Annotated in this window: 14 protein-coding genes; all 14 read right to left on the bottom strand. The window is 63.5% G+C overall.

Going from position 1 to position 14,110, the window contains the following annotated elements:
- Nucleotides 1-71: 71 nt before the first annotated feature.
- The 14 genes from nagZ to fabF all read right to left on the bottom strand — a co-directional run bounded on the left by nagZ (nt 72) and on the right by fabF (nt 14,019).
- Nucleotides 72-1,121: a beta-N-acetylhexosaminidase gene (gene nagZ, locus AC3G88_RS03260; protein ID WP_488893107.1), complete on the bottom strand. Its 1,050-nt coding sequence runs from the start codon at nt 1,119-1,121 to the stop codon at nt 72-74.
- 6 nt (nt 1,122-1,127) lie between these two features.
- Entirely contained in the window at nt 1,128-1,556 is a 429-nt protein-coding gene (gene acpS, locus AC3G88_RS03255) for a holo-ACP synthase (RefSeq protein ID WP_400393651.1), read from the bottom strand.
- Nucleotides 1,553-2,335 (bottom strand): pyridoxine 5'-phosphate synthase, encoded by a 783-nt coding sequence (pdxJ, locus tag AC3G88_RS03250; protein ID WP_488770461.1) that lies wholly within the window; start codon nt 2,333-2,335, stop codon nt 1,553-1,555. The genes acpS and pdxJ overlap by 4 nt, the downstream gene beginning before the upstream one ends.
- A gap of 27 nt (nt 2,336-2,362) precedes the next feature.
- Nucleotides 2,363-3,244: a DNA repair protein RecO gene (gene recO, locus AC3G88_RS03245; RefSeq protein WP_488770462.1), complete on the bottom strand. Its 882-nt coding sequence runs from the start codon at nt 3,242-3,244 to the stop codon at nt 2,363-2,365.
- Between the two features lie 5 nt (nt 3,245-3,249).
- Nucleotides 3,250-4,188 carry a GTPase Era gene (gene era, locus AC3G88_RS03240; protein ID WP_488770463.1) on the bottom strand — a complete coding sequence of 313 codons (939 nt, stop codon included), beginning with the start codon at nt 4,186-4,188 and terminating at the stop codon, nt 3,250-3,252.
- Nucleotides 4,185-4,955, bottom strand: coding sequence for a ribonuclease III (gene rnc / locus AC3G88_RS03235; RefSeq protein WP_092594258.1), 771 nt, complete (start codon nt 4,953-4,955; stop codon nt 4,185-4,187). The genes era and rnc overlap by 4 nt, the downstream gene beginning before the upstream one ends.
- A 4-nt stretch (nt 4,956-4,959) precedes the next feature.
- Entirely contained in the window at nt 4,960-5,271 is a 312-nt protein-coding gene (locus AC3G88_RS03230) for a DUF4845 domain-containing protein (RefSeq protein ID WP_488770775.1), read from the bottom strand.
- Between the two features lie 132 nt (nt 5,272-5,403).
- Nucleotides 5,404-6,303, bottom strand: a complete 900-nt coding sequence (lepB, locus tag AC3G88_RS03225; RefSeq protein WP_400393646.1) for a signal peptidase I — start codon at nt 6,301-6,303, stop codon at nt 5,404-5,406.
- Between the two features lie 64 nt (nt 6,304-6,367).
- A complete protein-coding gene (lepA, locus tag AC3G88_RS03220; RefSeq protein ID WP_092594261.1) occupies nt 6,368-8,161 on the bottom strand; it encodes a translation elongation factor 4 in 1,794 nt (597 codons plus the stop codon).
- 271 nt (nt 8,162-8,432) lie between these two features.
- Nucleotides 8,433-9,926 (bottom strand): DegQ family serine endoprotease, encoded by a 1,494-nt coding sequence (locus tag AC3G88_RS03215; protein WP_153945417.1) that lies wholly within the window; start codon nt 9,924-9,926, stop codon nt 8,433-8,435.
- Between the two features lie 134 nt (nt 9,927-10,060).
- The gene (locus AC3G88_RS03210) at nt 10,061-11,140 is read right to left on the bottom strand and encodes a MucB/RseB C-terminal domain-containing protein (protein ID WP_487523623.1); all 1,080 of its coding nucleotides are present in this window, start codon (nt 11,138-11,140) and stop codon (nt 10,061-10,063) included.
- Between the two features lie 8 nt (nt 11,141-11,148).
- The gene (locus tag AC3G88_RS03205; RefSeq protein WP_488770776.1) at nt 11,149-11,805 is read right to left on the bottom strand and encodes a sigma-E factor negative regulatory protein; all 657 of its coding nucleotides are present in this window, start codon (nt 11,803-11,805) and stop codon (nt 11,149-11,151) included.
- A 106-nt stretch (nt 11,806-11,911) separates the two neighbouring features.
- Nucleotides 11,912-12,511 carry an RNA polymerase sigma factor RpoE gene (gene rpoE, locus AC3G88_RS03200; RefSeq protein ID WP_092594264.1) on the bottom strand — a complete coding sequence of 200 codons (600 nt, stop codon included), beginning with the start codon at nt 12,509-12,511 and terminating at the stop codon, nt 11,912-11,914.
- A gap of 275 nt (nt 12,512-12,786) precedes the next feature.
- Nucleotides 12,787-14,019: a beta-ketoacyl-ACP synthase II gene (gene fabF / locus AC3G88_RS03195; RefSeq protein ID WP_488770464.1), complete on the bottom strand. Its 1,233-nt coding sequence runs from the start codon at nt 14,017-14,019 to the stop codon at nt 12,787-12,789.
- Nucleotides 14,020-14,110 lie beyond the last annotated feature (91 nt).

Raw genomic sequence — 14,110 nt, 5'->3', positions numbered from 1 at the left:
CACGCGATAGAGAAAGGGCAGCTTCGGCTGCCCTTTTTGTCGTCCGCCGCGGCCGGCGGCCGGCCCAATCCTTACTTGACCAGATCCAGGTCCTTCAGCAGACGCAGCGCGGCTCGGTACTCGCCTTCCTGCTGGAGCTTGTTCCAGTCCAGCGGCTTGCGGCGGCCAAACAGCTTGCGAATACGCCGCTGCGACGTCTTCGACATCGACGTGTCGAGTTCCGACAATAGCTGATCGGCCATTTCCGGGTTGTTGCAGATCAAGACCATGTCACAACCGGCATCGAGCGCAGCCCTGGCGCCCTGCGTGACGGTACCGGCAACGCTGGCGCCCTCCATGCTGAGGTCGTCGCTGAAAATCACGCCTTCGAAACCCAGCTGCGTGCGCAGCACGTCCTGGAGCCAGAAGCGCGAAAATCCTGCCGGCGCCGGGTCCACCTTGGGATAGATCACGTGTGCCGGCATCACCGAGGCCAGCGCCGGCCCCATCCAGTCATACGGGCGCGCATCGTGCGCCAGGATCTCGTCGAGCGGGCGCTCGTCGACGGGCACCGCCACATGGGAATCGGCCTCCACGTAGCCATGACCCGGAAAATGCTTGCCGCAGTTGGCCATGCCGGCCAGCAGCAGGCCGTGCGTCAGGTGGTTGGCCAGCATCGTGACCACGCGCGGATCGGCATGGAAGGCGCGGTCGCCGATCACGCCGCTGCGGCCGAAGTCCAGGTCCAGCACCGGCGTGAAGCTCAGGTCGATATCGCAGGCGCGCAGCTCGGCCGCCAGCACATAGCCGGAGGCGATGGCCGCCTTGGTGGCCATCAGCACATCGCGGTCCCACAGCTGGCCCAGTCTGGCCATGGCCGGCAGGTGCGTGAAGCCGTCGGTCTTCGCGCGCTGCACGCGGCCGCCTTCATGGTCGATGCAGATCAGCACATCGTCGCGCACATTGCGGATCGCACGCGTCAACGACACCAGCTGCGCGCGCGACTCGAAATTGCGCGCGAACAGGATCACGCCACCGGTCAGGGGATGCGCGATGCGGCGCTCGTCTTCGGCATTGAGCTGCTTGCCCACCACGTCGAGCACCACGGGACCCGGACGCTTGCCGGACACTTTATTGTTCATATCGGTTCAGTTCGAGGCTGGTTCAGGCAGCGGACCGGGCTGCCCCGTCCGCTCCGCGATCGCGAAGGCGACCGCATACTCATGTTCATCGCTGACACTGACCCGAATGGTCAGGCCGCGTTCCCGAACCCACTCGGCCAGCTCGCCCGTGCATTGCGGGGTGGGCTCGCCAGACGGCAGGTTCAGCAATTCCATCGCGCGCCAGGTCATCGGCCAGCGCATGCCGAGCCCGATGGCCTTCGAAAAGGCTTCCTTGGCGGCAAAGCGCGTGGCAAGGAACGCCAGACCACGCTTTTCGGAGCGCACCTTGCGCGCGTGATAGATCTTCAATTCACGCGGCCCCAGTACCTTTTCGGCAAACCGGCCGCGCGTGCGATCCATCACGCCTTGCACGCGATCAATCTGGATGATGTCGGTGCCGACGCCGTAGATCACGCCGGCTGCCCCGGCACGGGATAACGGGTACCCAGCCGCGCCGCCACCATGATGGCCTTCATCTCGCGCACGGCATTTTGCCAGCCGACGAACACCGCGTGCGCCACGATGGCGTGGCCGATGTTCAGCTCCTTGATGCCCGGCAGTGCCGCGATGCGTTGCACGTTCGTGTAATGCAGGCCGTGGCCAGCGTTGACGATCAGGCCGTGCTTCTGGCCAGCCGTCACGCCCTGCGCCACGCGCTGGAACTCCGCTTCCTGCGCCTCGGCCGTGTGGGCATCGGCATAGGCGCCGGTATGGATTTCAATCACCGGCGCCTTGCACGCGGCGGCGGCGGCAATCTGGTCGGGGTCCGCGTCGATGAACAGCGACACGCGGATGCCGGCATCGGCCAGCTGGCGGCACGCCGCGCTGACCTGCTCGAAATGGCCGGCCACGTCGAGGCCGCCTTCGGTGGTCACTTCCTCGCGCTTCTCCGGCACCAGGCACACGTCCTGCGGCTGAATCTCGCACGCGATGTCGAGCATTTCGGCAGTAATGGCGCACTCGAGGTTCATGCGCGTGGCCAGCTTCGGACGCAGCGCACGCACGTCGGCATCGCGGATATGGCGGCGGTCTTCGCGCAGGTGCAGCGTAATCAGGTCGGCGCCGGCTTCTTCGGCCTGCAGCGCGGCCTGGATCGGGTCCGGATAGACGGTGCCGCGCGCATTGCGCAGCGTGGCAACGTGATCGATGTTGACGCCGAGGTCGATGACCCCGGGATTCGCGTGGAAGATCATGCCGGCTTGCTCAGAGGGAATGGGGAATCAAAGGTACTGCAGATCGATCAGGATCTGGCGCGTTTTCAGCGGCTCGCCCTGTAGATAATAATGCAGCAGGAACCGCATCAGCGCGCGGCTTTGCGTAACGGTTTGTGCGCGCGCGTAGTCGTCCTGCGCCATGTCCAGCAGCGTCTGCCCCGACACCACGGGCCAGGTCGACGGATCGCTGGCATGCGCGCGCCGTACGCCACGCTCCGGCTGGTAGACATAATCAAGGCCCGGCTGCACGCGCTCGCCCGTCTTGATGCATTGATCGAACGCCACCGCGAAGCCGGTCTCCTGCAGCAGCACGCGCTCGAAGCCGCGCAGCACCAGGCTGGCCGGCTCGCCATGCGCCAGCCGCGTCAGCGTGATCATGTAGTGCTTGAACAGCGCAGGATGCGCATCCTCGCGCGGGCAGAATCGCAACAGCAATTCATTCAAATAGAAGCCCGACAGCAGCCCATCGCCGGCCAGCGGCAGCATGCCGCCCATGTACTCGGCCTTGGTCAGCGTCTTGACCTCGCCGCGCCCCGTCCACGACAACGAAATGGGATGGAAATGCTGCAGCACGGCGCGCAACGCCGAATGCGGGCGCTTGGCGCCCTTGGCGACCATCGCCATGCGCCCGTGATCGCGCGTGAAGACGTCGAGGATCAGGCTGGTTTCGCGATAGGGATAGGCATGCAGCACGAACCCCGCCTCGTTGGTGACGCGCAACTCCGAGCGCGCCGGCACGATGCGCATCGCGCGGTCCATCATTTCGCGCCCGGCGGCCACCGCCGGGCTCAGCGCGGGAATGGCGCCCGACTCCAGCACCTCGGCGGCCTCCTCGGCAATCGGATCGGCACTGCGCGCACGCGGCGCGCCGCGGCGCACGTCAGGCATCTTGCTCACTCGTAGCCGTAGGCGCGCAATCCGGCTTCGTTGTCGGCCCAGCCGCTCTTGACCTTAATCCACATTTCCAGGTAGACCTTGCCGTCGAACAGCTTCTCCATGTCGAGGCGCGCCTCGGTGGAGATCTGCTTGAGCTTGCTGCCCTTGTTGCCAATGATCATGGCCTTGTGCGCGTCGCGCTCAACCAGAATCGTGGCGAAAATGCGACGCAGCCGCCCTTCCGTCTCGAACTTGTCGATGACGACGGTGCTGGTGTACGGCAGCTCGTCGCCGGTCCAGCGGAACACCTTCTCGCGGATGATTTCCGATGCCAGGAACCGCTCGCTGCGGTCGGTCATCGCATCCACGTCGTACATCGGCTCGCCTTCCGGCAGGTAGGGCCGGATGATGGCCAGCAGGCGGTCGATGTGGTCGCGCGTCTTGGCGGACATCGGCACCACTTCCGTGAACGGAAAACGCTGCCCCATCTGTTCCAGGAACGGCATCATCACTTCCGACCGGCCTTCGCCGATGCGGTCGAGCTTGTTGCACACCAGCAGCACCGGCACGTTCTTCGGCAGCAGCGCCAGCACCTTTTCGTCATCGGGGCCGAAATAGCCGGCTTCTACGACGAACAGCACCACATCCACCGACGACAACGTCGAAGTCACCGCGCGGTTCAGCGAACGGTTCAAGGCGCTGGCATGGCGCGTCTGGAAACCCGGGGTATCGGCGAACACGTACTGCGTATCATCGGTGGTCTGAATACCGACGATCCGATGCCGCGTGGTCTGCGCCTTGCGGGACGTGATGCTGATCTTCTGGCCGACCAGCGCGTTCATCAGCGTGGACTTGCCCACGTTCGGGCGGCCAACGATGGCCACGGTGCCGCAGCGAAATGCCGTGGCACCAGAGGGTTCCGCCGCAGCCTGCTGCGGAGGGAGAGAATCGGTCATTCCTTCAACCTGAGAGACAACTGGGGATCCGGTGGCACCGGCTGCTTGCGTGTCTTGCCTGTTCGCTCGGCACGGCTGCGCTTGAGCAACTGGGGCACGAGCTTCTGGACTTCGTCCAGCGCGAGCTTGGCCGCCGCCTGTTCTGCCGCACGGCGCGACGCGCCGGTGCCGAACACGCGCACCTCCAGTTTAGGCACGATGCATTCGACTTCAAATTGCTGGCTGTGCGCCGCACCGTGCGTGGCAATGACGTTGTACTGCGGCAGGGCAATCTTGTGACCCTGCAGGTACTCCTGGAGCAGCGTCTTGGCATCCTTGCCCAGCGTGCGCGGGTCCACCTGCTCCAGAATCGGGATATACAGCTTGCGGATCAACGCCCGGGCGGCGTCGAACCCGCTATCGAGGAATACGGCACCGACGATGGCCTCGAGCGCGTCCGCCAGAATCGACGGGCGGCGGAATCCGCCGCTCTTGAGTTCGCCTTCGCCCAGGCGCAACGCGTCCGACAACTGCAGCATCTGGGCGATCTCGTACAGCGCCTGCTGCTTGACCAGATTGGCGCGTACCCGCGACAGATCGCCTTCGTCCAGCTTGCCGAACATGCCATACAGCATGTCCGCCACCGCACAGTTCAGCACCGAATCGCCAAGAAATTCCAGGCGTTCGTTGTGCTGTGCGCTATGACTGCGATGCGTGAGCGCCTGCTGCAGCAATTCGGGCTTGCTGAATCGGTAGCCGAGACGTTGCTGCAAGGCGTCGAGGGTCATGTCTTTACTGCGTTCCCGAATAGGTAATCAAAAAACTCAACGGACCATAGATCTTCACTTCGGTCCGGTATTCGAAGCCGATCGAGCGAATACGCCCGGATTCGTCCTCGTTCACGTCCAGATCGTCGCCGCGGATCGAACTGATATTGTCGATCTGGGCCTGCTTGTCGAAGTTGGCCGCTACGTCCTTGCGGTTGCTCGACCGGTCCTTGGCGTAGCTGGTCGCCCGCTTGACCGAGAAATATTCCAGCATGCTGGGAATCGACTTCAATGCCGGCAACGCTATCGCCAACACCAGCGCCACCACCACAAGCATCGATCCCAACGAAAATCCGCGTGATTTATGAATCACAAATACGCGGACTTTCCCCCTTTTACCCAAAACCATCTGACCCATCGCGCTGTCCTCTATATTGAGTGTTTTGCGCTGCGTAGTGCCGTGAACGGCTTATTTGAACGACCCTACGCGCCCGAAATTGCCCAGATTCATCCAGATCATGAAGGCCTTGCCGACGATATTCTTGTCGGGTACGAAGCCCCAGTATCGGGAATCCAGGCTGTTGTCACGGTTATCCCCCATGACGAAATAGTGACCGTCCGGCACTTTACATGTCAGTCCCTGCTGATTGTAAGTGCAGTTCTCGCGGAACGGAAAATCCGGATCGGCGCCGGCCACAAAGGCAGGCCGGTCCGTGTCGTTCAGAATGCCATGTTCGGGGCCGCCCGGCAGCTTTTCGGTGAAATGCTTCGAATATGCCAGACGCTCCTCGTCGAGATAGTCGGGCAGTGCGCTGTATTCGGCCGGCTTGCCATTGATGGTCAGTTTCTTGTTTTCGTAACGCACCACGTCGCCCGGCACGCCGATCACGCGCTTGATGTAGTCAAGCGACTCGTCCTTCGGATAGCGGAACACCATGACATCGCCGCGTTGCGGCTCGCCCACGTCGACGATTTTCTTGTTCACCACCGGCAGCCGAATACCGTAGTCGTACTTGTTCACCAGGATGAAGTCGCCGATCAGCAGCGTGGGAATCATCGACCCGGACGGGATCTTGAACGGCTCCACGACAAACGACCGCAGTACGAATACCGCCAGGATCACCGGGAAGAAACTCGCCGAATATTCGAGCCACCACGGCTGGCGCATTTTCTCTTCGGCCAGCTTCGCGCGCGAGCGGTCAAGCTCCGTGCCGGCCGGCACGGCCTGCATGTGCTGGCGCTGGGCGTCGAATTCGGCCAGCGCCAGTTGCGTGACGCTGCGGCGTTGACGCTCGAATACGAGCTTGTCCGCGACCCAGGCAATGCCCGTAATGACCACCAGCACAAAAAGGATCAGTGCGAAATTCATGACGGCTTGGAGTGATGTCGATTTTGTTGGTATCGCCGGCTTGCTATCGCCAGGGCGCAGGGACTTACTTTTCGTCCACCTGCAGAATCGCCAGGAATGCCTCCTGGGGGATTTCCACGGTGCCCACCTGCTTCATGCGCTTCTTGCCCGCCTTCTGCTTTTCGAGCAGCTTCTTCTTCCGCGAAATATCGCCGCCGTAGCACTTGGCCAGCACGTTCTTGCGCAGCGCCTTGACGTTTTCGCGCGCGATGATATTCGCGCCAATCGCGGCCTGGATGGCCACGTCGTACATCTGGCGCGGAATGATTTCGCGCATCTTGGCAGCCACCTCGCGCCCGCGATATTGCGAATTCGAGCGGTGAACGATCACCGACAGCGCGTCCACCTTGTCGCCGTTGATCAGGATATCCACCTTGACCACGTCCGACGGACGATATTCCTTGAATTCGTAATCCATCGACGCGTAACCGCGCGACACCGACTTCAGGCGGTCGAAGAAATCCATGACGATTTCCGCCATCGGAATTTCATACGTGAGCTGCACCTGCTTGCCGTGATAGCTCATGTTGATCTGCGAGCCGCGCTTCTGCGTGCACAGCGTGATCACCGAGCCCACATAATCCTGGGGCATATACAGGTTCACCGTGACAATCGGCTCCAGGATTGCCTCGATCTTGCTCGGATCGGGCATCTTGGCCGGATTCTCGACGGTGACCATCGTGCCGTCGCGCTGCTGCACCTGGTAGACCACGGTCGGCGCGGTCGTGATCAGGTCCATGTCGAATTCGCGTTCCAGGCGCTCCTGCACGATTTCCATGTGCAGCAGGCCCAGGAAGCCGCAGCGGAAGCCGAAGCCCAGCGCCTGCGACACTTCCGGCTCGAATTGCAGCGACGCGTCGTTCAGGCGCAGCTTTTCCAGCGATTCGCGCAGCGCCTCGTACTGGTTGGCTTCCACCGGATACAGGCCGGCGAACACCTGCGGCTTGACTTCCTTGAAGCCGGGCAGCGGCTCGGGGGCACGCTTGGCCAGGGTGGTGATCGTATCGCCCACCTTGGCGGCCTTCAGTTCCTTGATACCGGCGATCACAAAGCCCACCTCGCCGGCAGTCAGCGCATCGCGCTGGACCGACTTCGGCGAAAACACGCCCACCTGTTCCACCAGATGCTGCGAGCCCGTGGCCATCAACAGCACCTTGTCCTTGGGACGCAGCGTGCCGTTGACCACGCGCACCAGCATCACGACGCCGACATAGTTATCGAACCACGAATCGATGATCAGGGCCTGCAGCGGCGCGTCGGCATCACCCTTGGGCGGCGGCACCTTGGCGATCAGCGCCTCGATCACGTCTTCCACGCCCTGCCCGGTCTTGGCCGAGCACGGCGTGGCGTCGCTGGCGTCGATGCCGATGACTTCCTCGATTTCCTGCTTGGCGTTGTCCGGATCGGCCTGCGGCAGGTCGATCTTGTTGAGCACCGGCACCACTTCCACACCGAGTTCGATGGCGGTGTAGCAGTTGGCCACGGTCTGGGCTTCCACGCCCTGCGACGCATCCACGACCAGCAGCGCGCCTTCGCAGGCCGACAGCGACCGGCTGACTTCGTAGCTGAAGTCCACGTGTCCCGGGGTGTCGATCAGGTTCAGGTTGTAGACCTTGCCGTCGCGCGCCTTGTAGCTGAGCGCCGCAGTCTGGGCCTTGATGGTGATGCCGCGCTCTTTCTCAATGTCCATCGAATCGAGCACCTGCGCTTCCATTTCCCGATCCGACAGCCCGCCGCAGCGCTGAATGATCCGGTCGGCCAGGGTGGATTTGCCGTGGTCGATGTGGGCAATGATCGAGAAATTACGAATATGGTCCATCTAGTGATCTGGAAAACGCCAGCGCGGCCCGGCATACCAGGACGGTGCGGGCGCGGCAAAAAGTGGGGCGCACGGTTTTGCGCCAATCCGCGATTTTACCGGATTTTCAAGGACTTCCGTCGCGCGAAATGGCTTTGCGCGCCGGGAATCCGGGCAGTTCGGCATGCCGGATCCTGCACCTTGGCAAAAAAACGATCGCGCCGGAGGGCATCCGGCGCGATCAGTCGAGCTTCGGTTGACCTTCTCGCGGCCCTGATGGCCACGCAATGGCTTAGCGGCTCTGGCTCGGACGCAGGGTCAGCACCTGGGTGGCATCGCCGCGCCGCACGAACACCGCGGCCATCCGGTTCTTGTCCAGCGACTTGACCAGATCGTTGAACTGACGCGCCCCTGTCACATCCGTGTCGCCCAGCCGCAGAATGATGTCGCCGGGACGGATGCCGGCACGCGCCGCCGGACCGTCCGCCGTATCCACTTCCACGCCGGACTTGACCTTGAGCTCGCGCAGGCGCGCTTCGGGGATGTCGTTGACGACCAGCCCCAGCGCATTGGGCTTGGCTGCCGGCTGGTCTTCACCGCCGCTATTGCCCTTCCGGTCGCCCTTGCGTGCCGCAACCTTGGCATTGTCGGGTTCCAGCTCCGCAACCATGATCTGCACCTCGCGGGTCTGGCCCTTGCGCCATACCTGCAACGGCACCCGCGTGCCCGGCTTGGTATCGCCAACCATGCGCGGCAGATCCGACGCCTTCTCGATATCGCGACCGTTGAACTTCAGGATGATGTCGCCGGCCTCGATGCCCGCCTTTTCGGCCGGACCGCCCGGCTCGACGCTGCCCACCAGCGCGCCCCGCGCCCGACCCAGGCCCAGCGAATCGGCCGCTTCCTTCGAAACGTCGCTGATCGCCACGGCAATACGGCCACGCGTGACCTTGCCGTTCGCCTTGAGTTGATCCGTCACGCGCATCGCCTCGTCGATCGGAATCGCGAACGAAATGCCCATGTAGCCACCGCTGCGGCTGTAGATCTGCGAGTTGATGCCGATGACCTCGCCGCGCAGGTTGATCAGCGGGCCGCCCGAATTGCCGGGGTTCACCGCCACATCGGTCTGGATGAACGGCAGATAGTCGCCCGTATCACGGCCCTTGGCCGATACGATGCCGGCGGTCACGCTGTTGTCCAGGCCGAACGGCGAGCCGATGGCCAGCACCCATTCGCCGGGGCGGATCTTGTCGGAATCGCCCAGTGCCAGACGCGGCAGGCCCGTAGCTTCGATCTTGAGCAGCGCCACGTCGGTGCGCTTGTCGGACCCGATCAGCTTGGCCTTGAATTCGCGCTTGTCGGGCAGCGTGACATAGATCGTCTCGGCGTCAGCCACCACGTGGGCGTTGGTCATCACGTAGCCGTCCTGGCTGATGATGAACCCCGACCCTACGCCGCGGCTCTGCTCCTCGCCCTGGGGCGGCGTCTGCGGCTGGCCACGGCGCGGCGGCGTCGGCTGGCCGGGCATCGGCACGCCGAAGAACCGACGGAAAAACTCCGCCATCTCGTCGTCTTCGGGGGAATTGCCGCCCCGCGACCGGACCCGCTCGGTGGTGCGGATGTTGACCACGGCCGGACTGGCCTTTTCGACGAGGTCAGTAAAGTCGGGCAGGTTGTAATTCGAGGCCGCCGCCTGGGCGTGGCCCACTTCGGAAACGGCCGGACCAAGCACGAGCATGGCCACGAGGACCATGGCCCGCGCCAGGGCGGGGGATCTGGAAATCATCGACGAACTCCCGGGAGAATCTGCGAGAAAACGGATGCTTCGCGGCAAGGCCAAGGCCGGGGCGCCTGCGAAGCGCACTGCCTGGTGGTCCGGCGCGGGATCCGCTGCCCCGTCGCCGCCACGCCAAGATTCGCTCAGTGTACCGCCTTGGGCGGGCGGTACTCCACGCCGGCCGCGAACTGCTTCACGGTTGCGGCGGGCACCTCACCGACCACCGTGATCCAGTAGTCGGACACCCGTCGCACCACCACCTGGGTGGCGCCCAGTGAAGCCACGCCTTCGCGGCGGGCGCGTTGTTCGGACACCGGCTCGATAAACACCGACAGTCCGGTCAGGCCGTCGCTGTACACGACCTGCAGCACTTCGAAGACGCCGGCGGGCTTGGCACCCTGGGTCGGCGCACGCAGCTCGCCGAGCGGGCGGCGCACCTCGCGGATCTTCTGGAAGCCCTTGATCGGGGCGTTGATCGTCCACCCTTCGTCGGCGATATTGGCCGGCTGATAGCTAACTTCGTAGTGATTCCACGAATTCGCGCCCTTGATCGCGTTCAGGATGCGCTGCTTGTCGGACGGCACGCCAATGTCGACCTGCGAGAACGCCACCTGTTCGAGCACCTTGCCGCCCTCGCCGATCGTCTGCGCACGCATCAGCAGCCCGGAATTCTTGTCCGCCCACAGACGCACCGCATAGCGCGCCGCATCGTGCGGCTCCAGCGCGAAGACTTCGCACTCGACGCCCGCGACACGTTCGGCGGGCAGCTTGCGCATGTCGTAGAGATCCAGCACGTCACTCTTGTTCGTGGCGAGCAGCGCAGGGAAGCGGTCCTTCGCTTCCTGCTTCTCGATCACGACGAGCTTCGCTTCCGGGATCAGGCTGTGGACCACGTCGTTCTGGCGCAGTACCTCGCGCGGCTTGCCGTCGAGCGTTTCCAGCCGTTCGTACTCGTTGTTGGCGAGGTCGCTGTAGTGCTGGATACGCGAGGCATGCATGACGCTGCCGCGCTGATAGATCAGCGTGCCGACGTAGTTTTCGCGCTGCGCGGCGCGATGGATCTTGTTGAGCCACGCGGTGGCATCGCGTCGACTCAGCGCGCTGTCAGACGGCTGCGCGGTGGCTGCGGCAGCGGTCAGACACAAGGCCAGAAAAAAGGACCTGCGCAGGCCCTTCTTTCCGTGTACGCCCGCGATATCGGCGAGCGACCGTCCTCTATGCATGTCCGGCATTATTCCTGCGAATTATCCTGGGAGAAGTTGGCACCATTGGCCACTGTACGCATGGTCGGCACAAAGGCGTCCGTTGCTACAGACGTGCGGTGCGCACGCAGGTACTCGTCGAGACGCGGATCGCGGATCATCTGCGCGTTGTCGGCAGACACGGTCACGATGCCCCCCGCTGCGGGCGCGATCGAGGCAGCCGCCTTCATCGCGCTACCCGGCTGCTGTTCCACGCGCGCCACGATGGCATCCGGCGCGCCGGTATCGCCCGGCCCGCGCATCTGCGGCACGACCACCCAGCTGACAGCCGCGACTGCGGCGGCAATTGCGGTGCCGGGCATGACGCGGCGCACCCACGACGGACGCACCAGCAGGCGCTGCCGGCCCGCGGCGGCCACGGCCGGCACGAGCACGTGCGGCTCGGATTCGAGTTGCGCGGAGAAGCGGGAAAGAAAATCGGAGGTCGACCCCGCGTGCGTCAGTTCTTCCGAACGCAGCGTGTCGCCGATCAGTTGATACATCGACCATTCGGCCATCCCGGTCTCGCCCTTGGCGATATCCAGTGCCGCGTCGATTTCGTGCGCCTGCAGCTCGCCATCCATCAGGATCGAGATCTGCTCCGCTGCTTCCATTACATGAACCGACTGCTTATGAGCCTGACCCATTTCCAACCCCAAGAAATTCCATTGAACACCGATAAATCCCGTCACTACCGCTTGTCGTTTATCGATGCAGGAATAGGCTGCAACGCTGGCTGCACGACATTCTCACTTACCATCGCTTGCCCTCTGCCGTTCCCAGCAGGGGCCGCAATTTTTCTGCGATCGCTTCGCGCGCCCGGAAAATCCGCGAGCGCACCGTACCGATCGGACACCCCATTGCCTCCGCGATCTCCTCATAACTGAGGCCTTCGATCTCGCGCAGCGTGATGGCGGTGCGTAATTCTTCCGGCAATGCTTCCATGGCGCGGTTCACCGTATCGGCAACCTGGCGCGTGTGAAGCATGGACTCCGGCGTATTGATATCCCTTAGTTGCTCACCATCCGCAAAAGTTTCAGCCTCTTCGGCATCGATATCGCTGGACGCTTCCGGACGGCGCCCCTGGGTTGCCAGGTAGTTCTTGGCGGTGTTCACCGCGATCCGATACAGCCAGGTGTAGAAGGCGGATTCCCCCCGGAACTGGGGCAAGGCGCGATATGCCTTGATAAAGGCATCCTGCGCCACATCCTCCACTTCTGCGGGGTCACGGACAAGGCGCGAGATCAGGCGAATGATCTTGCGGTGGTACTTGACCACCAGCAGTTCAAAGGCCTTCTTGTCGCCCTGCTGGACGCGTTCAACTAGAAGCTGATCGGCTTCGCGTTCGCTCACGAATGGTTCACCTGCTGCAGTGTATCTCTTGGTTTTGTCGTCACGACAAGCGTTGTATTTTACCTACGATCCGTGCGCCCTCGGGCGTCGCAAAGCGCATTCTGTGACCGTGGCTACGCAATTTGGTTCCTTGGCCGGCACACTTCGGTTGCACCGTGTGCAACCCGGCGGCGCTGCGGCGGGACGATCGGGAGAATACTCGGAAGAAGCCGGGGCGCGCCGTGCTGCGCGGGCGGGGCCCCGGCGACGCGCCACGGACGGGCGCGTCATACGGCTCAGATACGGCGGAAAACCAGCGTGCCGTTAGTACCGCCAAAGCCGAAGTTGTTCTTCACGGCCACATCGATCTTCATTTCACGTGCCGTGTTGGCCACGTAGTCCAGGTCGCACTCGGGGTCCTGGTTGAGGATGTTGATGGTCGGCGGCGAGATCTGGTTGTGGATCGCCAGCACGGTGAAGACCGATTCCAGCCCGCCGGCACCGCCCAGCAAATGGCCGGTCATCGACTTGGTCGAGTTGACGGCTACCTTGTAGGCTGCGTCGCCGAGGGCCAGCTTGATGGCGTCCGACTCGTTCTTGTCGCCAAGCGGCGTCGACGTGCCATGGGCATTGAGGTAGTTGACCTCGTCCGGGTTCACACCGGCGTCCTTGAGCGCGGCGACCATGCAGCGGCGCGGGCCATCGGTGTTCGGCGCGGTCATGTGATACGCGTCGCCGCTCATGCCGAAGCCCACCAGCTCGGCGTAGATGCGCGCACCGCGCGCCTTGGCCGATTCGTACTCTTCCAGCACCATCACGCCGGCGCCTTCGCCCAGCACGAAGCCGTCGCGGTCCTTGTCCCACGGACGCGAAGCGGCGGCAGGGTCATCATTGCGGGTCGACAGCGCGCGGGCCGCGGCAAAACCGCCGATGCCCAGCGGCGACACCGTCGATTCGGCACCGCCGGCAACCATCACATCAGCGTCGCCAGCCTGGATCAGGCGGGCGGCCAGGCCGATGCTGTGCAAGCCGGTCGTGCAGGCCGTCACGGCGGCCAGGTTCGGCCCCTTCAGGCCGTGAATGATCGACAGGTGACCCGAGATCATGTTGATGATCGAGCCCGGCACGAAGAACGGCGAGATGCGGCGCGGGCCACGGTTGGCCAGCGTCATCTGCGTGTCTTCGATCATCGGCAGGCCGCCGATGCCTGAACCGACCAGCACGCCCACGCGCTCGGCATTGGCGTCGGTGATTTCCAGGCCGCTGTCCTTCAGCGCCTGGGTACCGGCGGCGATGCCGAAATGGATAAACGTATCCATGTTGCGGGCTTCCTTGGCCGGGATGTATTCCTCGGCGTTGAAGCCCTTCACTTCGCCGGCGAAATGCACAGCCAGGGCGGAGTGATCGAATTTGGTAATGGTGGCGATGCCGGACTTGCCGGCAACCAGGTTGGCCCAGCCTTCGGCAACCGTGTTTCCGACCGGAGACACAAGGCCAAGCCCAGTGACGACGACGCGACGACGGCTCACTATATTTTCCTACGAGTGCGTGAAGTGGAATCGGATGACTTCAGGATCCCGCCGCGCCTGCCGTCAAACCATGGCATGGGGCGCACTGCTT

Source organism: Cupriavidus sp. 86D6 (genome assembly GCF_057815095.1).
This window is presented reverse-complemented; position numbering and strand designations above follow the sequence as displayed.